Genomic DNA, 24,811 nt, shown 5'->3' with positions numbered 1-24,811 from the left:
ATCCGGGTCCTTTGCCCGGTGCGTTCCCTAGACGGCGCCCGTAGTCTGAAGCTATGGCCACGCAGGAAATCCTCGAAGTGGAACGCAAGTACAACGTCGACGACGACGCCGCCGTACAGCCCCTCGCAGGCCTCCCCGGCGTGGACCGTGTCGGACCGCCGGTCACACATCACCTCGTGGCCGTCTACTTCGACACCCACGACTTCACCCTCGCGACGCACGGAATCACGCTGCGCCACCGCACCGGAGGCTCGGACGCGGGCTGGCACCTCAAGCTGCCCGAGGGCGCCGCGCGCCGCGAGATCAGGGAGCCGCTGGGCGTCGACAGCAAGGCAGTGCCCGAGCGGCTCCGCCGGCTCGTCGCCGTCCACGTTCGGGCCGCAGAACTCGTGCCGGTCGCCCAACTGACGACGCGACGCACCGCCTCCCCTCTGCTCACGGCGGGCGGAGAGGTGCTCGCCGAGTTCAGCGACGACCGCGTCGAGTCCCAGGCGCCTCCCGGCATCGGGCAGCAGCAGCGGTGGCGCGAGTGGGAGATCGAACTCGTCGACGGCACCCCGGACCTGCTCACCGCGGCCGACGAGATGCTCGCTTCCAACGGCGTGCACCCGGCAGAGCTCGCGTCGAAGCTGGCCCGCGCCCTCGGCCCCTCCCTCCCGCAGAAGCCGAAGCCCGCGGCGGCCCCGAAGCGCAAGGGGCAGGCCGGCGTCGTGCTTCTGACGTACCTGCAGCGGCACGTCGACGCGCTCAAGACCGTGGACCCCGGCGTGCGCCTCGATGCCGAGGACGCCGTCCACCAGCTCAGGGTCAGCGCGCGCCGCATGCGCTCGGCGCTCGCAACGTTCAAGAAGCTCGTGGACGCCCCTACCGCAGACCGCCTCCGTGCGGAGCTGCAGTGGCTCGCAGGCACGGTGGGCCAGGCGCGCGACGTCGAGGTCATGCGCGAGCGCCTCACCGCCCTCGCTGCGGGCGAGCTGCCCGAACTGCTCGTGGGTCCGGTCGCGCAGCGTATCCAGGAGGAGTCGGACTCCCGCTACCGGCAGGCGCACGACGTCGGTCTGGCCGCCATGGACAGCGAACGGTACTTCCACCTACTCGACTCGCTCGACGCTTTCGTTGCCGACCCGCCTCTGACCGACCGCGCGCACCAGAAGGCCAGCAAGACGGTGGCGCGCCACATCGCCAAGGACATCGAGCGACTGAAGGAGGCCGTACGCGCAGCGGAGGACGCCGATGATGCCGACTCCTCGGGCGAGGCGGCTGGTGAGGAAGCGGTCGATGCCGCGCTCCACGAGGTGCGCAAGAGCGCCAAGCGCCTGCGCTACGCGGCAGAGGCCGCGACCCCGGTGCTGGGCAAGCGGGCCTCCCGGCTGGCCAAATCCGCGGAGCGGATCCAGGAGACCCTCGGGACGGTCCAGGACTCGGTGGTGAGCCGCGCCCATCTCCTCGATCTCGCGGCGCAGGCGCACGACGACGGCGACAGTGCGTTCAGCTTCGGTCGCCTGCACGCCCTCGAGCAGCAACGGGCCGCCGAGGCACGCGCACAGTTCGTCCGCGACTGGGCGGACTTCATCAAGAACCAGTAGGCAGGCCCACTCGGTTCGCGTAGGTGGATGATGTGTCAGTCAGGGGCGAGTCTTCGGCGCACGATCGACCGTGTAGACTAGTCAAGAACGCCGCCTCCCAAGAATGGTGGTTTGGCCTAAGGCCTCGAACGCCTTCTCTCTGCGGCTCAAATTCTTCAGAGCATATCTCCACATCTGCTGCGCACGGCCACTCGGCCGGAGGACGCACCCACTGACTCTCATCTGACTCACTCACCCCCCATTGTCCGCGTCGGCGCCGTCGCCGCGGCTTATGACCGGCCGTCAACGGCCGGATGCACAAAAGGAAAAACAAGAATGGCCACTGGCACCGTGAAATGGTTCAACTCCGAGAAGGGCTTTGGATTCATCGCGCCCGATAACGGCAACCCCGACGTCTTCGCGCACTACAGCGCGATCGTCTCCAACGGCTACCGCTCCCTCGAAGAGGGCCAGCAGGTGGAGTTCGACGCCGAGCAGGGCCCCAAGGGTCCGCAGGCCGTGAACATCCGCCCTCTCTGATTTTGAGGCATCTCGTGGGCGGGCCGCTTCTGCGGCCCGCCCACGGGCTCAACTCCTGCTGTTCACCCACTGCGCTGAACTGAGCGCTAACCCCATAGAAGGTGCTCTGATCTCGACGGTGTCCAGCCCCACAGTCCAGGCCCCGCGCAGCCCCAAGGCGCACGCGGGCACGGACACGTTCCCGCCCCTGACCCGGGCGTATCTCCAGGTTTCGCAGGTTGTCCGCGAGACTGGGCTCCTTCGGCGCACGCCGTGGTTCTACTCCCTCGTGGGAGCGGCACTCGTGGTACTCCTCGGAGCAGGCCTCACCGGCTCAATCCTGCTGGGGCACAGCTGGTTCCAGCTCCTCATCGCCGCTGGCTTGGGGATCGTCTTCACTCAGATCGCATTTCTCGCTCATGAGGCCGCCCACCGCCAGATCCTGGCGTCCGGGCCAGCCAATGACAGGCTCGCCCGCGGGCTCGCAGCCGTCGTCGGCATGAGCTACTCGTGGTGGGACTCCAAGCACAGCCGCCACCATGCGAACCCCAACCGCGTCGGCAAGGACCCGGACATCGAGGTCGACACGATCTCCTTCATCGAGGAGGACGCCTCCCAGGCCAAGGGCCTGAGGCGCCTCATCACACGCCGGCAGGGCTGGTTCTTCTTCCCCCTGCTGACCCTCGAGGGCATCAACCTCCACTTCCTCAGCGCGCGCCACCTCGCCTCCCGCGGCCCCGTGAAGGGCCGATGGATCGAGATCGGCCTGATCGTGCTGCGCTTCGCACTCTTCCTCACGCCCCTCTTCCTCCTGCTCCCGGTCGGAATGGCGTTCGCGTTCCTCGGTGTCCAGCTCGCGGTGTTCGGCCTGTACATGGGCGCGACCTTCGCCCCGAACCACAAGGGCATGCCGGTCATCGCGAAGGACGCCAGGCTCGACTTCTTCAGCAAGCAGGTCCGCACGTCCCGGAACATCTCGGGAGGCTGGTGGGCAACGTGGCTCATGGGCGGCCTCAACTACCAGGTCGAGCACCACCTGTTCCCGAGCATGCCCCGCCCTCATCTGGCGCAGGCCCGGCAGATCGTCCGCGAGCACTGCCGTACCCTCAAGGTCCCCTACACGGAGACCAACCTGTGGCGCTCCTACGGGATCGTCATCAGCTACCTCAACCGCGTCGGGCTCGCCGCCCGCGACCCCTTCGAATGCCCCATCACCGCCCAGTACCGGCGCGCCTGATGGCGAGCGGCCGGGCGTACCCTGAATCATGAGAACGAACTACGTTCGGGGGGCCTCGCTCAGCTGCTCCGAGTCTCAGGCGGAGATCAGGGACATGCTCGCCGCGTCTGGCATTCGGCAGTTCCAGTTCCGCTCTGAACAGGGCAGGGCCGGCGTGGCCTTCAGTACCGGCGACCGCCGCTTCCGGCTCGTCCTGCCGGTCGCGGTGGCCGCCGCTGGCCCGCCGGATTCACGGAGCTCGCAGGACGCCGCCCGCAGGCACTGGCGGCAGCTCTCGGTGCTGATGCGGGCCAAGCTCGACGCCGTCTCCTCGGGAATCGTCACCTTCGACGAGGAGTTCCTGGCGTACATGGTGATGCCGGGCGGGGGCACTGTGTTCCAGGCGACCGCGCCTGGAATCGCGAGCGCCTACGCCGTGGCCCAACCGCACGTGTGACTCACCCGCCGTCGAACGTCACCAGCTGCCGGATCACCGAGCCTGACGCGAGCGCGTCCATGCCCTCGGTGATCTCCTCGAGCGTGATCTGCCGCGAGACGAGCCGCTCGAGCGGGAGCCGTCCCGCTCGCCACAGCTCCTCGAACGCCGGCACGTCCCGCTTGGGCACCGCCGAGCCGAGGTAGCTGCCCACCACGGTCTGAGCCCGGGCCGTGAGCTGGAGCGGCTCGATCTCAGCCGTCGCCCCCGGCGCGGGGAGCCCCACCGTCACGAGGGTCCCGCCGAGCCCGAGCAGTCGGAAGGCGGTCTCGAACGCCCGCGGGTGGCCCACCGCCTCGAGCACGACGTCGGCCTCCACCTTTCGCTCGACGGCCTCCCCCGGGGTATAGGCCTCGGCGGCCCCCCACTCCCGCGCAGTGGCGAGCTTGGACTCCTGCGAATCCACCGCGATGACCCGGCAGCCCGTCGCGAGAGCCGTCAGCAGTCCTGCCATCCCCACTCCCCCGAGGCCCACGACGGCGACGCTCGTCTCTGCGGTGATCCTCCCCGCGTTCAGCAGCGCCCCGCCGCCCGTGAGCACCGCGCATCCGAGGAGGGCGGCGACGGTGGGCGGGACGTCGTCGCCCACGGGCACCACCGAACGCTCGTCGACGACGGCATGCGTCGCGAAGCCGGACACGCCCAGATGATGCTGCACTGCTTCTCCTCTGCGCGTGAGGTGGCGGGTCCGCGTGAGGAGCGTCCCGGCCGCGTTCGAGGCGCTCCCGCGCTCGCACGGCAGGCGGCCCTCAGTGGCACACGCCGCGCATTCCCCGCAGCGTGGCAGGAAGGTCATGACGACCCGCTGCCCGGGGCCCACGCCGACGACGCCGGGCCCGACCTCCTCGACGATGCCCGCCGCCTCGTGGCCTAGGAGCATCGGCACCGGTCGCGGGCGCGAGCCGTTGACCACGGAGAGGTCCGAATGGCACAGGCCAGCCGCCTCGATGCGGACCAGCAGCTCACCGGCCCCGGGGCCGGTGAGCTCGAGCTCGTCGATGGTGAGCGGCTGGCTCGCCGCGTACGGCGCGTGCGCGTCCAAGGTGTTCAGGACGGCGCCGCGGATGATGCGGGTGGCAGCCACGCTCGCTCCTCAGTTCCGGCCGCGGCCGGAGCCTGAACGGAAGGCCTCCACGACGGAGGCCATGTCCTCTGCGCCGTGGCCGGCCGCCGCCGCTGCCTCGAAGCGGTCACGCAGCGCGTCCATGAGCACCGCGCTCACGCCGCTGGACCGGAGCGCGTCGCCGATGAGCCCAGAGTCCTTGGCCGCACCCTCGAGAGGGAACGCCGGCGGATACTCGCCAGCGATCATGGCCGCGCCCTTGAGCTGCGCATACGCGCTGTCGGTCCCGGCGCCGGAGATCGTGTCGAGGAACAGCTGCGGGTCGAGCCCGAGGCCGCGCGCCAGGTCGATGGCCTGCGCCGTGCCGCCGACGAGCGTGAGCACCCACGAGTTCATCACGAGCTTGAGGCGCTGCCCGTCGCCTGGCCTCTCGCCGACCCACACCGTCTCCGAGCCGATCGCGTCGAACACCGGCTCGACGGCGCCCCGCACCTCGCCCGGACACCCCGCGAGGACTGTCAGCGTCCCCTGCTCCGCGGGCTGGCGCGTGCCCATGACCGGCGCGTCCACGAACGCGACGCCCTGGGCACGGGCCAGCCCGGCCAGCCGCTGCGCGCCTTCCACGCCGACGGTGGCGCTCTGGACCCACACGGCGCCGCGCTTCATCGCGGGCAGGGCCTCACCCATGGCGTCGGCAATCGCGGCCTCGTCGAACAGCATCGTCACCACGATGTCCGCGTCCCTGACGGCGTCGGCCACGCTCTCGGCGACCCGCGCGCCGTCGTCCGCGAGAGCCTCCGCCCGCCCGCGCGTGCGGTTCCAGACGGCGACCTCGAACCCCGCCTTGGCGAGGTTCTTCGCCATCCCCGCGCCCATGATCCCTGTGCCGAGTACGGCGACTGATGTGCCCATGTGTGCCTCCTTAGACCTGTGCCCACGCTAGTTCGTGCAGCGCCGGGCCCTCAAGGCCGCGTGCCTCCGAAGGGCATTGCCCCGGCGAAGGCCCCCTGCGACGATGTCTCCGTGGCATACGACACAGAGCTCGCGGACCGGATCCGCGGCGTCCTCATCGGCACGGCCGACTTCACCGAGAAGAAGATGTTCGGCGGCCTCGCGTTCCTGGTCGGCGGGAACATGGCAGTGAGCGCGAGCGGCAACGGCGGCATGCTCCTGCGCGCCGACCCCGCGGCCAGCGACGAGCTGTGCGCGACCCCGGGCGTCGAGCGCGCCGTCATGCGCGGGAAGGCGATGGACGGCTGGCTGCGCGTCGCAGACGAGGTGATCGACTCCGAGGATGGGCTCAGGCACTGGGTGCGGGTCGGCGTCGCATACGCGGGCTCACTGCCGCCGAAGTAGCCGCCGGGCTCCGACGCCGCTGCGCTGTGCCACCGGGCCCCCCGCTCAGCCGACGAGCATGAGCCGCACCCCGCCGTCGTGCGCCACGGACACCGAGACGGCCGTGAAGTCCGGCACCCAGTAGGTCGGCGAGTACGACGCCGCGCGCTCGCCGACGCCGAGCACGCGCGCCCCCGCCGCAAGACCGGCGGCGATCCCTGCCTCGGAGTCCTCGAGCACGAGGCATGCGCCGGGATCCACTCCGAGCGTCGACGCGGCGAGGAGGAACCCCTCGGGGTCGGGCTTGCTCGCCCCCACCATCTCGGCTGTCACCGCGACGGCCGGAAACGGCAGGCCGCCGGCGGCCATGCGGCGTCGTGCGAGGTCGTCGTCGGCGGAGGTGACGAGCGCGTGCGGCACACCGTCGAGCGCCGCGAGGAACACGCCCGCGCCGGGCACGGCGACCACGCCGGCAACGTCCACACGGGACTCGTCCAGCATGCGCTTCTCGTCAGCCAGATTGTCCGCCGGGGGCCGATCCGGCAGAAGCAGCGACATCGTGAGCCAGCCCTGGCGCCCGTGGATGAGCGGCTCGACCGCTCCCCACGCGAGGCCCTGCACGGCGGCCCACTCGGACCAGAGCCGCTCGACCACGGCATCCGAGTTCACGAGTGTCCCGTCCATGTCGAGCAGGAGGGCGCTGGCGGTGACGGTCTGGATCTTCATGGGTCCATTCTCCTGAGTCTCCCCACCGCACATGACATAATCCCCATAGTGGTCCTATCTGGATCGCACCAGATGCGAGGAGGCCCCCGTGCCGGCGACCCAGGCTGACGCACCGCGCGTGGCATCCATCAGCAATTCGAGCGTCCCCAAGCATGAGCAGCTCCGCTCCATCATCCTCAAGCTCGCCAAAGAGGAACTCGAGCCGGGTGCCCGGCTCCCGAGCGAGCGCACCCTGATGGACGCCTACGGCGTCTCCCGCATCACGGTCCGGGCAGCGATCGGCCGCCTCGTGACCGAGGGGCACCTCGTGCGCGTCCCGGGCAAGGGCACCTTCGTGGCGGACGCCGCGATCCAGTCCACCCTGCACCTCGCCTCGTTCACGCAGGAGATGGAGTCGCGGGGCCTCACCGCGAGCACAGTGGTCCTGACGGCCGAGCGCACGACGGCGCCCGAGGACACCGCGGATGCGCTCGGCCTCGAGCACGGCACCGACGCGATCCACCTGCGCCGGCTGCGCCTCGCCGACGGGCGGCCAGTGAGCGTCGACGACGCGTGGTACCACCCGACCCATGCTGAGCGGCTGCTGGACATCGACCTCACCGGCTCGGTGTACAAGGCACTGGCCGAGAAGTTCGGCCACCAGATCGACCGTGCGCGCCAGACCGTCCGGGCCGAAGGTGCGCCCGCAGACATCGGCGTGCTCCTCGGCACCGGCACGGGCGCACCGATCCTCTTCTTCGACCGGGTGTCATTCTCGGGCGATCTGCCGATCGAACACGCGCGCTCGTGGTACCGCTCGGACCGCTATGCGTTGAGCATGGAAGTCCGGCTGTAGCCCAGCCTGCGCTCCGCTCAGGCGCCGTTGACTGAGAACAGGTCCGCCCCCGCGTCAACCGGACCCCTGGCCAGGACCCTCGCGGCGTCCGGCTTGGTGTCGAGCACGACGACGGGACTCACGAGCGAGTAGCCGGCGGCCACAGCGGCAGCCGGGTCGACCCGCATGACGGGAGCCCCGGCGTCGACCGTGTCCCCCTTCGCAGCGAGCAGCTCGAAGCCCTCGCCCTTGAGCTTGACCGTGTCGATGCCGACATGCGTGAGCACCCCACGCCCCGCCTCGTCCACGACGATGAACGCGTGGGGCAGGAGCTTGACGATCTTCCCGGCGACCGGGGCCACGACGTCGAACACGGCACCCGCGGGCGGCTCGACGGCCGCGCCGGAGCCGACCATCTGCGCCGAGAACACCGGGTCGGGGACCTCCGCGAGGGGCATGGCCATGCCGGCGAGTGGCGCGCGGACCACGAGGGTTGCCGCCATCAGAGCAGGTCCTCGATGTCCTCGGCGAGCGTGTCCGCCTCGGGTCCCACGATGACCTGGACCGCGGTGCCCGCTGCCAGTACCCCGTGCGCTCCGGCGGCCTTCAGTGCGCCCTCATTGACAAGGGAGGCGTCCTTGACCTCGGTCCGGAGGCGCGTGATGCAGGCCTCCACCTCGACGATGTTCCCGGCCCCACCGAGGCCCGCGATGATCTTCTCTGCCTTCGACATGGCATGTCCTCTCTGACTGTGCGCTTGCGACCAGCCCGCGGAGCCGTGAGCTCCGGACGGTTCGGATTGCCCCTTGACATCGGATCCCGGAGCCGTCCAGACTGAACTGGTCATAACCAGACAGTACCGGCTCGGGCCGGATACGCACAAGACCTCAAGACCAAGAACCGCAAAGGTGCATCTCATGGCAATTGATACGCCGGCCAAGGCTCCGGACAAGAAGCCCAACCTGGTCTTTGCGACCCTCCAGCGGCTCGGGCGCACGCTCATGCTGCCCATCGCGGTCCTGCCCGCCGCCGGCATCCTGCTGCGACTCGGCCAGGCGGACCTGCTCGGGGCCATCCCGGGCTTCGGGCAGGGCGCGGCGGTCATCTCCGCTGCCGGCAACGCCGTCTTCGCGTGGCTCCCGCTCATCTTCGCGGTGGGCATCGCCATCGGCTGGGCCAAGAAGTCGGACGGCTCGACGGCCCTCGCCGCCGTGGTCGGCTACATGGTGATCGACGGCGTCTTCAAGGCGATGTCACCGATCGTCCTTGCCGGCCAGGTAGACCCGGCCGGCAAGCCCGCCGTCATCAACTACGGTGTTCTGGCCGGCATCATCGTGGGCCTGTTCTCGGCATCGCTGTGGCAGAGGTTCTACCGGACCAAGCTGCCGGACTTCCTCGGCTTCTTCTCCGGCCGCCGCCTCGTGCCCATCCTGACCTCGGTCACGAGCCTCGTCTCCGGCGTGGTCCTCTCGCTCCTGTACCCGCTGTTCAACTCGGGCCTGTCCTGGGTGGGCCAGGCCGTGGCCTCCAACGCCGTGGTCGGTGGCGGCGTGTACGGGTTCGCGAACCGCATGCTCATCCCGGCAGGCCTGCACCACATCCTCAACTCCATGGTCTGGTTCCTCGTGGGCGACTACACCGACGCGTCCGGCCAGCTGGTGCGCGGAGACCTCAACCGCTTCTTCGCGGGCGACCCGAGTGCGGGGACCTTCATGACCGGCTTCTTCCCGATCATGATGTTCGGCCTCCCGGCCGCCGCCCTCGCCATCTGGCGCCACGCGAAGCCCTCGCAGAGGAAGATCGTGGGCGGCATCATGCTCTCGACCGCGCTCACCGCGTTCCTCACGGGCATCACCGAGCCGCTCGAGTACTCGTTCATGTTCGTCGCGTTCCCGCTCTACATCGCCCATGCCGCGCTCACCGGCACGTCCCTGGCCCTCGTGAACGCACTCGGCATCCACGACGGCTTCACGTTCTCCGCGGGCCTGATCGACTTCATCCTGAACTTCGGCAAGTCCCAGAACGGATGGCTCCTCATCCCGATCGGCATCGGCTACGCGCTGGTCTACTACTTCCTGTTCTCGTTCGTGATCAAACGGTGGAACCTGCGCACGCCGGGCCGCGAGGACGACGAGGTCACGGTCGAGACCGAGCCCGCCAAGTAGGGCGAGGCAGCGCACGACGGCGACCGCTCGCCGTCGTGCGCGGGCTCGCCGCCCGCAGCTATCCCCACCCGACCCGTGACCCCACAGGAAGAGTCAGCATGGAGATCATCGTTCTGCCCGACACCGATCAGGTGGCGCGCACCGCCGCCGACATCATCGAGGAGCGGGTGCGCCGCGGCCCTGCTGTTGTGGGCCTCGCGACCGGTTCGACGCCTCTCGGCACGTACCGCGAGCTCATCCGCCGGCACCGCGAGGAAGGGCTGAGCTTCACCGACGCGCACGCGTTCCTGCTGGACGAGTACGTGGGGCTGCCTGCCTCGCACCCGGAGTCCTACCGCTCGGTGATCCGGCGCGAGATCGCCGACCACGTGGACTTCGCCTCGGATGCGGTGCACGGACTCGACGGCGAGGCCGCAGACCCCGCGGCCGAGGCCGCCCGGTACGACGCGTCGATCGCCGCGGCCGGCGGCATTGACGTGCAGATCCTCGGCATCGGGACGGACGGGCACATCGGCTTCAACGAGCCCATGAGCTCACTCGCCTCCCGCACCAGGATCAAGACACTCACGGAGCAGACCCGCCGCGACAACGCGCGGTTCTTCGCGCGTCCCGACGATGTGCCCGAGCACGTGCTGACCCAGGGCCTCGGCACCATCCTCGAAGCGCGGCACGTGCTGCTTCTCGGGCTCGGGGAGGCGAAGGCCGGGGCGGTTGCGGCCGCGGTGGAAGGACCCGTGGCCGCATTATGCCCGGCGTCGGCACTCCAGCTGCACCAGCACGTGACGGTTCTCATCGACGCCGCCGCGGCCTCGGAACTCGAGCACACGGAGTACTACCAGTACACGTACGGGAAGAAGCCGGCATGGCAGGGCTTCCGAGCCGCACGCCGGCGGTGATTGATCCCCCGGTGGCCGAGCGCAGTCGAGACCACGTCTCAAGCCCAGCCCTCGAGTTCGCGGTCGAGTCCGCAGCCGGCGTGAAAATCGCGCTTGCGGTCGGCGCAGACCGGGTCGAGCTGTGCGCGGATCTCGCCGCGACCGGCGGGGTCACGCCGACTCTCGCGGCCGTCGACGCCGCATGCGCGGTGGGCCTGCCGGTGCACGTGCTCGTGCGCCCGCGGCCCGGCGGCTTCACCTACACCGACGACGAGCTCGAGGCGATCGAACGGGACTGCCTCCTCGCGGTGCGTGCGGGGGCGGCCGGAGTCGTGGTGGGCATGCTGGCGCTCGACGGCGGCCCCCACACCGAGGTTCTCAGGCGAGTGGCCGGCGTCGTGCGCAGCGAGGAGCCAACGGCCCAGGTGACGTTCCACCGCGAGTTCGACGCCGCGCTCGCCTCGGGCGTAGACCCGGCTGCGGTACTGGAGACCCTCTCGGGGGCGGGTACCGACAGAGTCCTCACGAGCGGCGGCGCGTCCGACTGCATGCGGGGACTCGAGGGACTGCGCCGGCTCGTAGAGCTCGGGCGGGAGGCGACGCCGGGACTCGAGATCATGGCCGGGGGTGGAGTGACCGCTGCCCTCGTGCCTCCGCTCGTCGGCGCCGGGGTGCATGCTGTGCACGCGTCGGCGCGAGGGCGACGCGGGACGATTGATGAGGCCGTGGCTAGCGCCATCGCCTGCCGCCATCGGGATGCGGTGGCGCAGCTGAACATCCCTGCAGGCTGAAGGGAAGCCCGATCACCCCTGGATTTTACGGATTCTTAATGTTCCGAATATTCACAAATTTGTGAAGTCAGCGTAGCTTCAACATCATGACAACGGTCATTAGAACAGTCGGCCTCCACAAGCACTTCGGCCGGGTCCACGCCCTCGACGGCCTCGACCTCGAGGTCACCCAGGGCGAGATCCACGGCTTCCTCGGCCCGAACGGCGCCGGGAAGTCCACCACGCTGCGCGTCCTGCTGGGCTTGGCCCGCGCTACCTCCGGAACCGCAACCGTCCTCGGCAAGGATCCGTGGACCGACGCCGTCGAGCTTCACCGCCGCATCGCAAGCATCCCCGGCGACGTGAGCATCTGGCCCAACCTCTCCGGCGGCGAGGCGATTGACCTTATCTCGAGGCTGCGTGGCGGCACCACCGATCATGTGAAGTACAAGGCACGCAAGAAGGAACTCTGCGAGATCTTCGACTTCGATCCGACCAAGAAGGGCCGGGCGTACTCGAAGGGCAACCGCCAGAAGGTCGCCCTCATCGCGGCCTTCGCCACGGACGCGGAGCTCTACCTTTTCGACGAGCCCACGAGCGGCCTCGATCCGCTCATGGAGGCAGTGTTCACCCGCGAGGTCCGCAAGCTCGCTGATCGAGGCGCCACAGTGCTCCTCTCGAGCCACATCCTCTCAGAGGTCGAGCGGCTCGCACACCGGGTCAGCATCATCCGCTCGGGCAGGATCGTCGACGGCGGAACCCTCGACGCGCTGCGCCACCTGACCCGCACAGAGATCTCCTTTGCGGTCGACCACATCGACACCGCCGCGCTCGGCCTGCGCCCCGAGGTCCACGACCTCACCGTCGCGGACGGCCGCGTGAAGTTCGGCGCCGACTCCGACCACGTCGCCCAGGTGCTGCCGCTCCTCGGGAGCTTGAACGTCCAGAGCCTCCTCGTCTCGCCGGCCTCGCTCGAGGAGCTCTTCCTACGCCACTACGGCGACACGGTCGCACCGGCGGAGAACACCAACCACGACGACGGCCGCTCGGCGCGCCGGCACCGCTCGACGACCAGCACAGGAGCCTGAGATGGACACCTTCCTCATGCTCTACCGGCAGAGGCTGCGCCGCGACCGCTGGCAACTGGTCAGCTGGGTCGTGGGAATCGGCGCCATGACGGTCTTCGCGGCCGCAGCGGTCGCCAAGACCTACGGCGACTTCACCGAGCAGGCAAGCATCCTCAAGGTCGCCCTGGCAACGCCGGCCATCCTCATCTTCCGCGGCCTCGCCCGCGGACCCGGCCTCGGCCCGTTCACGTTCTTCGAGATCTTCACGTTCCTTGCGCTGCTCGCCGGCTGGATGAGCACGTTCATGGCCGTGCGCCACTCGCGAGCCGAAGAGGAGAGCGGGCGCTCGGAGTTGATCTCCTCGACGCCGGCCGCACGCATGCTCCCCCTGGCGGCAACTGTCGTGCACGGAATCGTCGCGAACATCCTGGCCGCGATCGTCGTGGCCCTCGGGTTCATCGCCGCGAACCTCGACCCGGCCGGGTCTCTCCTCGCAGGCGCTGCCACCGGCGCCGTCGGCATCTCGTTCGTCGGGATCGGACTGCTCGCGGGCGAGTTCATGAGCACCTCACGCGGGGCGAATGCCATCTCGGCCTCTCTCGTGCTCGTCGCCTACCTCCTGCGCGGCTTCGGCGACGCCGCGGGCACCCCGGGCGCAGACGGCATGTCCATGACGGCAGGATGGCCCAGCTGGATCTCCCCCATCGGCTGGGGCCAGCAGACCTTCGCCTACACGGGCGACCGCTGGTGGCCGCTCGTGCTCCCGCTGGCACTCGGGGCCGTGTGCATCGCCGCGACCGCCCTCATCATGGACCGCCGCGACGTCGGCGCCGCCCTTCTGGCAGGACGCACTGGACGGGCCGACGCCCGCCCTGCCCTCGGCGGCTCCCTCGCCCTCGCGGCGCGGCTCCAGATGGGATCCATCATCGGCTGGTGCATCGGCGGGCTCGCGACCGGGCTCCTGACAGGCGGCCTAGGTTCCGCGGTCAATTCGATCACCACCGCCAACGAGGGCACCACTGTGGCCCTGCGCAAGATGATCGAGGCACAGGGCACCTCAATTTCCCAGCTCCTCGTTTCGGTGTTCTTCCTGCTGGCCGGCGTCCTCGCCGCCGCATGCGCCCTTCAGTCCGTCATTCGGGCGCGGCAGGAGGAGGCCGCAGGCACGGGGCCGTGGCTCGTATCCCAGCCGCTCGGCAGGATGCGCTGGTTCGCGGACTACCTCGCTCTCGGGGCGCTGACCATCGTGGCGGTGCTGCTCCTGGCGGCACTCGGCGCGTGGCTCTCGCTCGTCGCCTCCGGGGACACCTCCGAGGCCGTGGGCGATGTCTGGATGACCGCGATCGACCAGATCCCCGCGGCGCTCATCTTCCTGGCCGTACCGGCCATGGTGTTTGTGGTCTGGCCACAGGCCACGATCCCGGCCGGCTGGACGATCCTCGGGGTCGCCGTGCTGCTCGGCGTGTTCGGCGGCCTGATCGGCGTAGACAAGTCGATCCAGGACATCTCCCCGTTCACCCACACCCCGGTGCCCGGTCCGGGTGGCACGGACTGGACAGGCGGCTTCTGGATGCTTGGCATCTCGGCGGTAGCGGCGGGCGTGGCCCTCGCCCTCATGAGGCGACGCGAGGTCGGGTCGGCGTGAGCGCGGACCCTGCCGCTACCCCTGGGACGCACGACGACGGTGCTGCCGCCGGCGGCGCCAAGCCCCTCGCCGCCCCCGCAGCTGCAGCCGCCGGCGACCCGGCCGGCGTCGTGCGCCCCGAAGCCGGGATGAGTCGCATCCCGGAGGCAGCCGAAGGCTCGGCTGCGGTCATGATCGCGGCGGGCTTCCCGAAGATGCCGGCGCGGGCCCTCATGGCGCTCGTGGTCTCCGACGACGGTGCGCTGACCGCGGCCGAGCTGGCCGAGGCGCTCGGCGCGAGCCCTGCCGCGGTCTCGGGGGCCGTGCGGTACCTGCAGACGGTCGGGTTCGCGCACCGGGTCTCCCAGCCGGGCAGCCGCCGCGACCGGTACGCCCTCCCGGACGACCTCTGGTATGTCGCTACCCTGCGCCAGAACCCCGTCTACGACCGCTTGGGCTCCCTTTCGTCGAATCTTGCCGACGAGCTCCCCGCCGGATCCGCCGCGCGTGCCCGAGCCGAGGACATGGCCCACTTCTACCGCTTCATCGCGCAGCGGATGCCCAGGCTCCTCGACGAATGGGAGCAGGAGCGGGCTACCGACCGGGGCCGCCCGGACTAGCGGGCCCAAGCCCAGGGGCGCGGGGCCCGTCGAAGGGGCGGACACCCGCCGCCGGCGCTCCACAGCGGCAAGGGTTCAACGTGTGGCAACCCAGATTTCATCTGGCAGTGGAAGGCTCCCCGCAGGGGACCGCGCACTGATCCGATCGCACCCACATCGATCGAGAAGAGGGCACCACCATGCCAGGACTGAACCGCCGCCACTTCCTCCAGCTCTCGGCGGCGACCGCCGCGAGCACCGCGATCGCCGAAATGCTCGGGGAGAGCATCGCCCGCGCCGCGAGCATCCCGGCGAACCGCGCAACCGGATCCATCAAGGACGTCGAGCACGTTGTGGTCTTCATGCAGGAGAACCGCGCGTTCGACCACTACTTCGGCACGCTCAAGGGCGTGCGCGGGTTCTCTGACCCGCACCCCGCGATCCTCCCCACCGGGGAGAGCGCCTTCCACCAGAACAACGGCACGCGCGATGTCACGCCCTACCATCCGAACGTACCCAATCTCGGTCTGCAGTACCTCGAGGACCTCGACCACTCGTGGAAGATGACCCACGAGGCGTTCAACGTGGGCAAGTATGACAAGTGGCTCCCCGCCAAGTCCGACGCGACCATGGCGTTCTACGAGCGCAATGACATCCCGTTCCACTTCGCCCTCGCGGACGCGTTCACGGTGTGCGACCAGTACCACTGCTCGGTACTCGGACCCACGGACCCGAACCGGTACTACATGTTCGCCGGCGGCGACGACCCGGCCGGCAAGGGCAACGGCTCGGGCATCGGCGGCGGTCCCGACCTCTGGAACGACGAGACCGGCTACACGTGGAGCACCTACCCCGAGGAGCTCGAGAAGGCCGGCGTGAGCTGGAAGGTCTACCAGGACATCGGCGAGGGCCTCGACCCGGCGCACTACGAGGGCTGGACGGGCAACCCGTACATCGGCAACTACGGCGACAACTCGCTCCTGTACTTCCTGCAGTACCAGAACGCCAAGCCGGGCACCCCGCTCTACGACAAGGCCCGCACGGGCACCAACATCCTCGGGGGCCACGACGACCTGTTCCGCATCTTCCGTGAGGACGTCAAGAACGGGACCCTTCCCCAGGTCTCGTACATCGTGGCGCCCGAGGCGTACACCGAGCACTCGAACTGGCCGCCGAACTTCGGCGCTTGGTACACCGCGAACGTCATGAACATCCTCACCTCGAACCCCGACGTGTGGAGCAAGACGGCGCTGTTCTTCATGTACGACGAGAACGACGGCTTCTTCGACCACATCGTTCCGCCGCACCCCAACACCCCGCAGATTCCCGGCGCCTCGACCGTCTCGACCGACGGCGAGTGGTACGACGGCCGCATGACCTACTCGGGCGATAAGGACGTTCCGGGCCACTTCGGGCTGGGCGTGCGCGTGCCCATGATCGTCGTCTCGCCGTGGAGCATGGGCGGCTGGGTCTGCTCCGAGACGTTCGACCACACGTCGATCGTCCGGTTCCTCGAGACCCGCTTCGGTGTGAAGTCCCCGAACATCACGCCGTGGCGCCGCGCCGTCAGCGGAGACCTCACGAGCGCGTTCGACTTCTCCGCCACCGGCGGCGCGGTCCCGGCCCTGCCGAACATGTCCTCGGACCACCCGACGGCCGCGGACATCGCGAGCGGCAAGAAGTACCCGAACTACGTGCCGACCCCGCCCCTCGTCAACACCATGCCCAGCCAGGAGAAGGGCACGCGCCCGTCCCGCCCGCTCGGCTACGAACTCGACGTCGAGGCGACGCTCGACGCCGGCAAGCTCTCCGCGCACTGGACGAACGGCGGCTCGCTCGGTGCCCACGTCCAGGTCCGCTCGAACCTGCTCCCGGCTGGCCCGTACTCGTACACGATCGGCGCTGGCGCCTCGCTCGACGCCTCGTGGACCCTTGGCGCCGAGTACGACGTGCACCTGCACGGTCCAGCCGGCTGGTACCGCCGTCTCGCAGGCACAACGACGGCGGCGGACATCCGCGTCACCGTCACCCGCAATGGGGCTGCCGGGCACGCGCAGTTCCGGATCACCAACGCTGGCTCCGCCGCGGCGGCGCTCACGCTCAAGGACGCGTACGGCACCGGATCCCAGGCACTCGCACTCAACCCGGGGCAGGGCAAGACTGTGGTGATCCCGACGCAGGGCGGGTGGTACGACCTCACCGTCACGGCAGCTGCGGACCCGAAGCTCGTCCGCATCCTCGCCGGACGCCTCGAGGTGGGCGGGCAGCTCACGAGCGATCCGCAGCTGGGCCGCTGAGTCCGACTGTTCGCTGAACGGATGCGTGCGTTCCCGCCCGGTTGTCAGTCCCAGCCGGGCGGGAACGCGGCGTGTCGCGCCACGACACGGATTGGCGACGCGGCAACTGGGCGGGAACGTACACCCGTGGCAGGGTAGACCCCGAAACCCAGCACCGCCCTAGCGGAAGGAAGCGCGCCATGTCCCGCATCGCCATCATCGGAGGCCACGGCAAGGTGGCCCTCCTCCTCGCGCCCCTGCTCGTGGCACGCGGGGACGAGGTCACGTCGATCGTCCGCAGCGCGGAGCAGGTCGGGGACGTCGAGGCGACGGGCGCCACGGCGGTCGTCGCCGACATTGAGAACCTCGACGGGGCCGGACTTGCGGAAGTCCTGGCCGGGCACGACGCCGTGGTGTGGTCCGCCGGTGCGGGCGGCGGGAACGCTGCCCGCACCTACGCCGTTGATCGCGATGCCGCGATCCGGTCGATGAAGGCCGCCGCGACCGCCGGCGTGCCGCGGTATGTCATGGTCTCCTACCTCGGCGCCCGACCCGACCACGGGGTGCCGGAATCGAACCCGTTCTTCCACTACGCGGAGGCCAAGGCCGCCGCGGACGAGCATCTGCGCGGCACGTCCCTCGACTGGACCATCCTCGGGCCCTCTTCCCTCACCCTCGAGCCGGGCACGGGGAAGATCGACCTGGCGGACTCAGCGGACTCCCGCAGCGTGAGCCGCGCTGACGTCGCCGCGGTCGCGGCCGCCACGCTCCGCGAGCCGCGCACCGTGCGTCTGTTCGTCGGGTTCAACAGCGGGCAGACGCCCATCGAGGAAGCCCTCGGCTCGCTCTGACGCGAGCCCGAGGCACGCCCTGAAGCGACCGCACGCCCACGCCCCAGCTGGCCCGGTACTGTGGCCACAACAGGTCGTCCTTCCCTCAGGAGCACATCATGACTGGACCCATCGTCGTCGGCGTCGACGGAAGCGCGACCGCGAACCGCGCGGCGGAGGAGGCTCGCAACCTCGCGGTGGCGCTCGGTGTGCCGCTGCGCGTGATCTCGGCCTTCGACACGGACAACACCGAGGTCCTCGGCAGCGGCAGCGACACCTGGATCGTCTCCGACGCTGACACGACGGTGTCCATCGCGAAGAACGTCGCGCATGCACTCGAGGCGCCGGGCCTCACCGTCACCTACGGCGCGGTGCGCGGCAAGCCGGCCGAGGCCATCATTGCCGAGGCCGAGCGCGTCGATGCGCGGATGATCGTGGTGGGCAACCGTGGCATGCAGGGCCTCACCCGGATTCTGGGCAGCGTGGCCAACACAGTGGCGCACTCCGCCCCGTGCGACGTCTACATCGTCAAGACCGTCGGCATCTGAGCCTTGCCATGGGGGCCCAACCTCGTTGGGAGAGGCTCGACGGGCAGACCGTCGTGGTCACCGGCGGGACCACGGGCATCGGCTACTTCACCGCGGAGGAGCTCGCCCGGCTCGGGGCCAGCGTGATCATCACCGCGCGCAGCCCCGGGCGTGGAGCCGCGGCGGAGGCGAGCCTCCGCGCCCGCGTGCCGGGCGCCGTCGTGCGTACCGTGGCACTCGATCTGGCGAGCCTCGCCTCGACGCACGACGCCGCCGCGCGCCTCGCGCGGCTCCCCCGCCTCGACGCGGTGGTCGCGAATGCGGGAGCCGTGGGGCTGCCGGACCATGTGAAGCCGCGGACCGAGCGCAGGCCATCGCCCCGGACCACCGCGGATGGCATCGAGCTGTTCTGGGGCACCAACTTCCTGGGCACCTACGCCCTGCTGGCGGGTGTCCTGCCTCGGCTCGTGGAGACCGGAGGGCGCGTCGTCACGGTAGGCAGCCTGAGCTACACGGCCGTCCGGCGCCCTGCCGATGCGGTGCCCGACCCGGCCGAGCCGCGCTCGGACCTCGCCAAGTACGCGCAGTCCAAGCTCGCGGTCATGTGCCTCGGATTCGAGCTCGCGCGCAGGCTCGGGGGCACCTCCGCGTCCTCGGTCGTGGTCCATCCCGGCACGGCGATGGATGCCCTCTCGCCTGCCCTCTCCGGGGTGAGCACGAACCAGCCGGACGTCCTGACGGGCGCGCTCGCTGGCCTCCGCCCGCTGCTCCGCCTGTTCGGCCACGGAAAGGACCGCGCTGCCTGCACCCTCGTCACCGCCGTTGCCGGCCGCGAGGTGGCGAACGGCGAGTACTGGGGCCCTTCGGGGGCCTTCCAGCTCCGCGGGCGCCCCGGACGCCACACGCCCCACGCGTCGGCCGTGGATCCCGGAGCCGCCGCACGGCTCGTGGCCCGCGCCGAAGAGCTGACGGGCGCCCGGCTCTCCCTGTGAACCGGCCGCGGCCCCATCGCCAAGGTGCAATGGGCCGGTCCGGTGAGGCCGACATCACAGGACCGTCACAACTCGCCGACGGCGCCCGGGGGTGCCCGGCCCGGCGCCTCGCGCATGATAACCGTTGAACATGAGCAACTGGGACAGCGAATACGAGCGGACCGTCGCCTCGCAGCCGGTCACCGAGTCGGACCGCAACTCGGAGGTGCTGCGCATTCCGGGGAGCGCGCTGACAGCCTTCCCCATCACGCCGGAGGTCGTGACGATCTCCGTCAACGGTGCGGAGCGTTCGGTCCTGTGGAGCCCGCGCAGCAACGATCGCCGCTCGGGCACCCTTGCCGTGGGGATCGACATCATGAGCGCGCTCCCTGTCAGCGAGCCGGTTCGGATCGGCGTCAAGGACGGCGTGTTCCACCTTCAGCCGGCGCTGCTCGCCGCCTGATTCCCGCGCCTCGGGCTCGCGTACGGGTCCCCATCGCCCCGCACGCTGCGCCGCTCGGGCCGTCGGCGAGCTCGTGCGCGAGAAATGTCGGACCCCTGAGGTCTCCTGAAAGTGCAGCCGGCCCCTCGCGGGCCGGCTGCACCACCGCCGCTGGGTCGGGACAGGATGCAGCGCGCGGGGAGACGTCCGGGACGGCGAATATGGGGGGCCGCCCCGGGCGTTCACCCTGCCTGAAGGCCTCTGGGCTGTGCTTGTAGTGCCTCGCGCGCTGCCTATGGGGCCGTCGGTCCGTCGCCGCGTCCGCAGGCCGGCTCCCGGGCGTCACGCCGCGCCGAGGCCTTGCCGCCCTGCCCACGGGCGCCCCACAGTGGAGCATGGGCCTGCTCCACTACATGAACATCGCATCTCTCGACGGCTACATCGCGGACCGCGAGGGCAGGTTCGACTGGGCCCGACCGGACGACGACGTCCATGCGGCGGTCAATGACCTCCTGCGAACGGTCAGCACATACCTCTACGGACGCCGGGTCTACGAGGTGATGCGCGTCTGGGATGATCCCGGCATCGCAACGGACGCACCCGCCGTCGTGCGTGACTTCTCCCACATCTGGCGCGCCGCGGAGAAGATCGTCTACTCACGCACGCTCGCGGACGTCGATACCGAGCGCACGCGGCTCGAGCGTGGGCTCGACCCGGACATGGTCCGTGCCCTCAAGCGGGGCTCGGCAGCGGACCTCGCGATCGGCGGCCCGGGCCTCGCCGCGGCCGCGTTCGCGGAGGGCCTCGTGGACCGCGTCCATCTGTTCATCGCCCCGGTCACGGTGGGTGGCGGCACCCCCGCGCTTGCCGATCAGAGGCTCGATCTCTCGCTTAAGGAGGAGCGCAGGATCGGACGCTTCGTGTACCTGCACTACGGGGTGCGGATGTAGGCACGGAAACCCCGCCTCGCGCTCGGCGCACCACCGTGGGCCTCACGGGAACCTCGGCGTGCCGTTTTCCAGAACATGATCTAATGCTCTGGTGCCGTGGTCGCGGTGCAGGGTGAGAAGGCAGGGCATCAATGGTGGAAGCGGGCGTTCCCGAAGGTCAGTACTGGTTCGTCGGGTCGAACTCGGCAGACCAGGAGCCCCGGGACCAGACCGAACGGTTCATCTCCCAGCACATCTGGGAGAACGGCTTCGAGGACCGCTACCTGGACACCGTGAAGTCCATGAAGGTCGGCGACCAGATCGCCCTCAAGAGCACCTACGTCCGCCGCAAGTCCCTCCCCTTCGACCCCAAGGGCCATGCCGTCCCCGTCATGGCCATCAAGGCGATCGGCGTGATCACCGCCAACCCGGGTGACGGGCGCAAGATCGGCGTGGACTGGACCCGCGTCGACCGCCCGCGCGAGTGGTACTTCTACACGGGCCGCCACACCATCTGGAAGGTCACCCCGGGCCACTGGATGCGCGAGGAGCTCCTCCGCTTCGCGTTCTGGGGCCAGCGGCAGGACACTGACCGCTTCCGCAACGACCCCGCCTGGGCCAAGCGCTTCGGCGACGTGGACCCGAAGCCCGAGCAGCGTTTCGAGTGGACGGCGTTCTACGAGGCGATGGCGACGGCACTCCTGGCGTTCCGCAACCGCCGCACCGAACTGCTGGGCCACCTCCGCGAGATGCAGGAGCGCCACGAGGAACTCGGCTTCCTCATGGACCGTGACTGGCGGGACAACCCCGTGCCCCTCAAGGACATCTGCCCGTTCACCGTGATGGGCACGTTCAACCGGGGCACCACGCCTGCCAAGCGCACGGCGATCGCGTCCGACTGGGCGGAGTTCCTCGGCGTCACCGTCCCTGCCCCCACGGGCTTCGACGGCATTCCGCTGCTCAACAACCAGAACTCGTGGTTCTTCCCGCCCGCCGGCACGCGCCAGCGCGACGACATCGAGAGCCTGTGGGACGTCCTCGCGTCGGCCTTGGCGGCAGCGGATTCGAGCGAGGACCATGAGCGCCTGCGCCTCGCCAACGCCTACGATCGGGCCCGCGACATCTACCGCGTGGGCACGAAGCTCACGATGGGCCTCTTCTGGATCCGCCCGTGGAACTATCTCCCGCTGGACGGACGCTCACGCCAGTACCTCAAGACCGAGCTCATGCTCGACCAGGACTTCTTCACGGCCGACGGCACCGCGTACGTGACGCTGCTGGACACGCTCGCCTCGAAGTTCGAAGACCCGCAGTTCGCGGTCCATTCCTTCCCCGAGCTGTCCTGGACGGCGTACCTCGAGCGCTACGGCCATGGCGCCCACACCGAGGCGACCGAGGGCGATGCACCCGAGCCCGAGGACGATCCGACGCCGATGTCCCCGCAGGCCAGCTACACGGTCCGCGACATCGTCACGGACGGCTGCTTCATCGGCGAGTCGGACCTCAACGGCTACCTCGCACGGTGGCGGTCCAAGAAGAACCTCATCCTCCAGGGCCCTCCCGGAACGGGCAAGACGTGGCTCGCCCGGCGCCTCGCGTACGCGCTCATCGGCACGAAAGACAACAAGTCCGCGCTGCGCGCCACCCAGTTCCACCCGAACTCGAGCTACGAGGACTTCGTGCGCGGCTGGCGTCCGGGCTCCGACGGCAAGCTGACCCTCGTCGACGGGCCGTTCCTCGAGATGGTTGAGCGGGCCAACGCCAACCCGGACGTGCCGCACGTGATGCTCATCGAGGAGATCAACCGCGGCAACCCCGTCCAGGTCTTCGGCGAGCTCCTGACGCTCATCGAGGCCGGGAAGCGCTCCCCGCGCGAGTCCCTCCAGCTGGCCTACCCGCGTTCAGGCACCGAGAGCGTCCACGTGCCGAGCAACCTGTACATCATCGGCACCATGAACCTCGCGGACCGCTCGCTCGCGATCATGGACCTCGCGTTCCGACGCCGCTTCGCCTTCGTCTCGCTCGAGCCGAACGTCAACGACGCGTGGCAGACGTGGATGTCGGCACGGCACGGCGTCGAGGCGAAGGAGCTCGAACTCGTCCGCTACCGCTTCGAGGCCCTCAACGACCGCATCGCGGACGATCCCTCGCTCGGTTCCGAGTTCCGGCTCGGCCACTCGTTCGTCACGCCCCCGGCCGAGGAGCGCGTCTCCTCGTTCTCCGACTGGTTCCGCGGCGTCGTCGACACCGAGATCGTCCCGACCCTCGAGGAGTACTGGTTCGACGATGCGGCGAAGGCCGAGGCAGCCTCGGCTGCCCTCCTCGAAGGCCTCGAGTGACCGATCTGCTCCCCGAAGAGGATCTCCTGGACGCGACGGAGCAGAAGGCGATGTCTGCGGCAGACGGCTCCGTCGTCGTCGCGGGCGGCGTGCGCATCCCCGTCCGCAACGTGTGGCTGCTGCTGCTCTACGCGTCGGAGTTCTACCAGTCGGGGCCCGAGGCGTTCGACGGCGTCGAGGAGTACCCGGAGAAGCTGCCAGAGCTGCTCGCCGAGCTGCTCATCGCGAGCACCGAGGACCGCCTGCGGAGGCCGCTGACGCCGTCGTTCTCGAAGACGTCGCGGGACCTCTCCCGCGTCCGGGGCGGGATCGACACGCTCCGCACCGAGTCGCACCAGCTCCTCTCGCGCGGGCTCGTCGCGTGCCGGTTCGAAGAGCTCACCGTCGACACCCCTCGCAACCGCCTCATCCGTACCGCGCTGGACTCGATCGCGCGCCTGTGCGAGGACGAGGACCTCGTGCGCCGATGCCAGGGCCAGTCCCAGCGGCTCGCCCGGCTCGGGGTCGGCGTCATCGACCTCCGCGCCCGCCAGCGCGACGCCGAGGTGCGGCTGACGCGCAACGACCAGCGTGACCGGTCCGTGCTGCTCGCGGCCCGCCTTGCACTCCAGCTGTCCCTGCCCTTCGGCCGCAGCAACCCGGGGCACGGGCGCGGTGCCCTCGACGAGCGCCAGTTCCGGAACCTGTTTGAGCGGGCGGTCGGCGGCTTCTACTCGATCCATGGGCGCCCGCGCGGCTGGTCGGTGCAGCGCGGCCGCAAGGTGGGCTGGAAGACGAGCGAGGCGACCCTGGGGATGGCGGCCGTCCTTCCGCACATGGTGACGGACGTCTGGATCGACGTGCCGACGCGGGGCCGGCGCCTCATCGTCGACACGAAATTCACCGCTGCGCTGCGTCCTGGCCGGTTCGCACGGGAAACGCTCAGCTCGGGCCACCTGTACGAGCTGTACGCCTACGTGCGGGAGCAGGAGTCCGGCACCGACCCGGCCTCGCTCACCGCCGGGGGACTCCTGCTGTACCCGTCCACGGGCACTGCCCTGGCGGAGTCGTTCATCTCCTCGGGCCACCGCCTGGGCGCGGCGACTGTGGACCTCTCCGTGTCCTCGGTCCTCGTCCGGGAGCAGCTCATCGACGCGGTCACCCCCTACCTGGGCCCGCGCAAGCCTTAGGGGGCGCGGTAGCCCACGTGGACCTCGGTGTCGAGGCCTCGCAGGGAGCTCAGCTTCACGAGGAGACCGAAAAGCTCGGTTGTCTGCTCCGCGGTGAGGCCCTCGACAATCGCGGCCTCCTGCGCCTCGGCTGAGTGCCGCAGTGAGCGGAGCACGCTGGTCCCGGACTCGGTGAGTCGGAGCTCTTGCACCCGCCGGTCGGCCGAGCTCCGCGTCCGGGTGACGAGCCCGGCGCCCTCCAGCCGGTCGATGAGCGCGACCACGCGACTCTGGACGGAGCCGAGTCTCCCTGCGAGCTCACGCTGGCTGATACCCGGGGACCGGCCGATGATCCGGATCACGCCGGCCTCCGACGGGGAAATGCCTAGGCCTCGAGTCTGGTCGGCGAAGAGCTCGGTCGCGTGCGCTCCGAGCTGGGAGAGCAGAAACCCGATGCGGACTCGACCTCGCTTGTCCCCGAGGGGCACATCTTGCTGGGGACTATCTGGCATAGA

General features: G+C 69.9%; 26 protein-coding genes. 20 read left to right on the top strand and 6 right to left on the bottom strand.

Features of this window, described 5'->3' with window-relative positions; all coding sequences use genetic code 11:
* Window positions 1-53: 53 nt before the first annotated feature.
* The 4 genes from AB5L97_RS05305 (at window position 54) to AB5L97_RS05290 (ending at window position 3,757) form a co-directional block, all read left to right on the top strand.
* Window positions 54-1,586 (top strand): CHAD domain-containing protein, encoded by a 1,533-nt coding sequence (locus AB5L97_RS05305; RefSeq protein ID WP_369046743.1) that lies wholly within the window; start codon window positions 54-56, stop codon window positions 1,584-1,586.
* 315 nt (window positions 1,587-1,901) lie between these two features.
* Window positions 1,902-2,105, top strand: a complete 204-nt coding sequence (locus AB5L97_RS05300) for a cold-shock protein (protein WP_307958739.1) — start codon at window positions 1,902-1,904, stop codon at window positions 2,103-2,105.
* Between the two features lie 118 nt (window positions 2,106-2,223).
* A complete protein-coding gene (locus AB5L97_RS05295) occupies window positions 2,224-3,321 on the top strand; it encodes a fatty acid desaturase family protein (protein WP_307958740.1) in 1,098 nt (365 codons plus the stop codon).
* A 28-nt stretch (window positions 3,322-3,349) separates the two neighbouring features.
* Complete coding sequence (locus tag AB5L97_RS05290) at window positions 3,350-3,757, top strand: hypothetical protein (RefSeq protein ID WP_307958741.1); 408 nt, start codon at window positions 3,350-3,352, stop codon at window positions 3,755-3,757.
* A 1-nt stretch (window position 3,758) separates the two neighbouring features.
* Here AB5L97_RS05290 and AB5L97_RS05285 read toward each other — a convergent pair whose 3' ends face one another.
* Both AB5L97_RS05285 and AB5L97_RS05280 read right to left on the bottom strand, forming a co-directional pair.
* Window positions 3,759-4,880 carry an alcohol dehydrogenase catalytic domain-containing protein gene (locus AB5L97_RS05285; RefSeq protein ID WP_369046742.1) on the bottom strand — a complete coding sequence of 374 codons (1,122 nt, stop codon included), beginning with the start codon at window positions 4,878-4,880 and terminating at the stop codon, window positions 3,759-3,761.
* 9 nt (window positions 4,881-4,889) lie between these two features.
* The gene (locus tag AB5L97_RS05280) at window positions 4,890-5,771 is read right to left on the bottom strand and encodes an NAD(P)-dependent oxidoreductase (RefSeq protein WP_369046741.1); all 882 of its coding nucleotides are present in this window, start codon (window positions 5,769-5,771) and stop codon (window positions 4,890-4,892) included.
* A 111-nt stretch (window positions 5,772-5,882) separates the two neighbouring features.
* Between AB5L97_RS05280 and AB5L97_RS05275 the strand changes: the two genes are divergently transcribed.
* Window positions 5,883-6,215, top strand: coding sequence for a TfoX/Sxy family protein (locus AB5L97_RS05275; RefSeq protein WP_307958744.1), 333 nt, complete (start codon window positions 5,883-5,885; stop codon window positions 6,213-6,215).
* A gap of 45 nt (window positions 6,216-6,260) precedes the next feature.
* Here the strand turns inward: AB5L97_RS05275 and AB5L97_RS05270 are convergent, their stop codons facing one another.
* On the bottom strand, window positions 6,261-6,920 hold the full coding sequence (locus AB5L97_RS05270) for an HAD-IA family hydrolase (RefSeq protein ID WP_369046740.1): 660 nt from the start codon (window positions 6,918-6,920) through the stop codon (window positions 6,261-6,263).
* Between the two features lie 88 nt (window positions 6,921-7,008).
* Here AB5L97_RS05270 and AB5L97_RS05265 point away from each other — a divergent pair, with 88 nt between their 5' ends.
* Window positions 7,009-7,755, top strand: coding sequence for a GntR family transcriptional regulator (locus AB5L97_RS05265; RefSeq protein WP_369046739.1), 747 nt, complete (start codon window positions 7,009-7,011; stop codon window positions 7,753-7,755).
* Between the two features lie 17 nt (window positions 7,756-7,772).
* Here the strand turns inward: AB5L97_RS05265 and AB5L97_RS05260 are convergent, their stop codons facing one another.
* Window positions 7,773-8,237 (bottom strand): PTS sugar transporter subunit IIA, encoded by a 465-nt coding sequence (locus tag AB5L97_RS05260; RefSeq protein ID WP_307958747.1) that lies wholly within the window; start codon window positions 8,235-8,237, stop codon window positions 7,773-7,775.
* Complete coding sequence (locus tag AB5L97_RS05255) at window positions 8,237-8,581, bottom strand: glucose PTS transporter subunit EIIB (protein WP_369046738.1); 345 nt, start codon at window positions 8,579-8,581, stop codon at window positions 8,237-8,239. The genes AB5L97_RS05260 and AB5L97_RS05255 overlap by 1 nt, the downstream gene beginning before the upstream one ends.
* Before the next feature lie 70 nt (window positions 8,582-8,651).
* Between AB5L97_RS05255 and AB5L97_RS05250 the strand changes: the two genes are divergently transcribed.
* The 14 genes from AB5L97_RS05250 to AB5L97_RS05185 all read left to right on the top strand — a co-directional run bounded on the left by AB5L97_RS05250 (window position 8,652) and on the right by AB5L97_RS05185 (window position 24,317).
* Complete coding sequence (locus tag AB5L97_RS05250) at window positions 8,652-9,899, top strand: PTS transporter subunit EIIC (protein WP_307958749.1); 1,248 nt, start codon at window positions 8,652-8,654, stop codon at window positions 9,897-9,899.
* A 98-nt stretch (window positions 9,900-9,997) separates the two neighbouring features.
* Window positions 9,998-10,795, top strand: a complete 798-nt coding sequence (gene nagB, locus AB5L97_RS05245) for a glucosamine-6-phosphate deaminase (protein WP_369046737.1) — start codon at window positions 9,998-10,000, stop codon at window positions 10,793-10,795.
* Window positions 10,762-11,565 carry a copper homeostasis protein CutC gene (locus tag AB5L97_RS05240; RefSeq protein WP_369046736.1) on the top strand — a complete coding sequence of 268 codons (804 nt, stop codon included), beginning with the start codon at window positions 10,762-10,764 and terminating at the stop codon, window positions 11,563-11,565. Before nagB ends, AB5L97_RS05240 begins: the two co-directional genes overlap by 34 nt.
* An 86-nt stretch (window positions 11,566-11,651) precedes the next feature.
* Window positions 11,652-12,632: an ABC transporter ATP-binding protein gene (locus tag AB5L97_RS05235; protein ID WP_369046735.1), complete on the top strand. Its 981-nt coding sequence runs from the start codon at window positions 11,652-11,654 to the stop codon at window positions 12,630-12,632.
* A gap of 1 nt (window position 12,633) precedes the next feature.
* The gene (locus AB5L97_RS05230) at window positions 12,634-14,256 is read left to right on the top strand and encodes an ABC transporter permease (protein ID WP_369046734.1); all 1,623 of its coding nucleotides are present in this window, start codon (window positions 12,634-12,636) and stop codon (window positions 14,254-14,256) included.
* On the top strand, window positions 14,253-14,855 hold the full coding sequence (locus AB5L97_RS05225) for a GbsR/MarR family transcriptional regulator (RefSeq protein ID WP_369046733.1): 603 nt from the start codon (window positions 14,253-14,255) through the stop codon (window positions 14,853-14,855). The genes AB5L97_RS05230 and AB5L97_RS05225 overlap by 4 nt, the downstream gene beginning before the upstream one ends.
* 179 nt (window positions 14,856-15,034) lie before the next feature.
* Window positions 15,035-17,131 carry a phosphocholine-specific phospholipase C gene (locus AB5L97_RS05220; RefSeq protein ID WP_369046732.1) on the top strand — a complete coding sequence of 699 codons (2,097 nt, stop codon included), beginning with the start codon at window positions 15,035-15,037 and terminating at the stop codon, window positions 17,129-17,131.
* A gap of 179 nt (window positions 17,132-17,310) precedes the next feature.
* Entirely contained in the window at window positions 17,311-17,961 is a 651-nt protein-coding gene (locus tag AB5L97_RS05215; RefSeq protein ID WP_369046731.1) for an NAD(P)-dependent oxidoreductase, read from the top strand.
* Between the two features lie 98 nt (window positions 17,962-18,059).
* Window positions 18,060-18,488 (top strand): universal stress protein, encoded by a 429-nt coding sequence (locus tag AB5L97_RS05210; RefSeq protein ID WP_307958756.1) that lies wholly within the window; start codon window positions 18,060-18,062, stop codon window positions 18,486-18,488.
* 8 nt (window positions 18,489-18,496) lie between these two features.
* Complete coding sequence (locus AB5L97_RS05205) at window positions 18,497-19,459, top strand: SDR family NAD(P)-dependent oxidoreductase (protein WP_369046730.1); 963 nt, start codon at window positions 18,497-18,499, stop codon at window positions 19,457-19,459.
* A 130-nt stretch (window positions 19,460-19,589) separates the two neighbouring features.
* Window positions 19,590-19,901 carry a hypothetical protein gene (locus AB5L97_RS05200; protein ID WP_307958758.1) on the top strand — a complete coding sequence of 104 codons (312 nt, stop codon included), beginning with the start codon at window positions 19,590-19,592 and terminating at the stop codon, window positions 19,899-19,901.
* Between the two features lie 392 nt (window positions 19,902-20,293).
* Window positions 20,294-20,830, top strand: coding sequence for a dihydrofolate reductase family protein (locus AB5L97_RS05195; protein ID WP_369046729.1), 537 nt, complete (start codon window positions 20,294-20,296; stop codon window positions 20,828-20,830).
* 131 nt (window positions 20,831-20,961) lie between these two features.
* On the top strand, window positions 20,962-23,148 hold the full coding sequence (locus AB5L97_RS05190) for an McrB family protein (RefSeq protein ID WP_307958760.1): 2,187 nt from the start codon (window positions 20,962-20,964) through the stop codon (window positions 23,146-23,148).
* On the top strand, window positions 23,145-24,317 hold the full coding sequence (locus AB5L97_RS05185) for a 5-methylcytosine restriction system specificity protein McrC (protein ID WP_307958761.1): 1,173 nt from the start codon (window positions 23,145-23,147) through the stop codon (window positions 24,315-24,317). Before AB5L97_RS05190 ends, AB5L97_RS05185 begins: the two co-directional genes overlap by 4 nt.
* Here the strand turns inward: AB5L97_RS05185 and AB5L97_RS05180 are convergent.
* Window positions 24,314-24,808, bottom strand: coding sequence for a MarR family winged helix-turn-helix transcriptional regulator (locus AB5L97_RS05180; RefSeq protein ID WP_369046728.1), 495 nt, complete (start codon window positions 24,806-24,808; stop codon window positions 24,314-24,316). The genes AB5L97_RS05185 and AB5L97_RS05180 overlap by 4 nt on opposite strands.
* Window positions 24,809-24,811 lie beyond the last annotated feature (3 nt).

The organism is Sinomonas sp. P10A9, from assembly GCF_041022165.1.
Lineage (GTDB): Bacteria > Actinomycetota > Actinomycetes > Actinomycetales > Micrococcaceae > Sinomonas > Sinomonas puerhi.
Note: the sequence above shows the minus strand (reverse complement) of the source record. Positions and strands in the feature narration are given on the sequence as shown.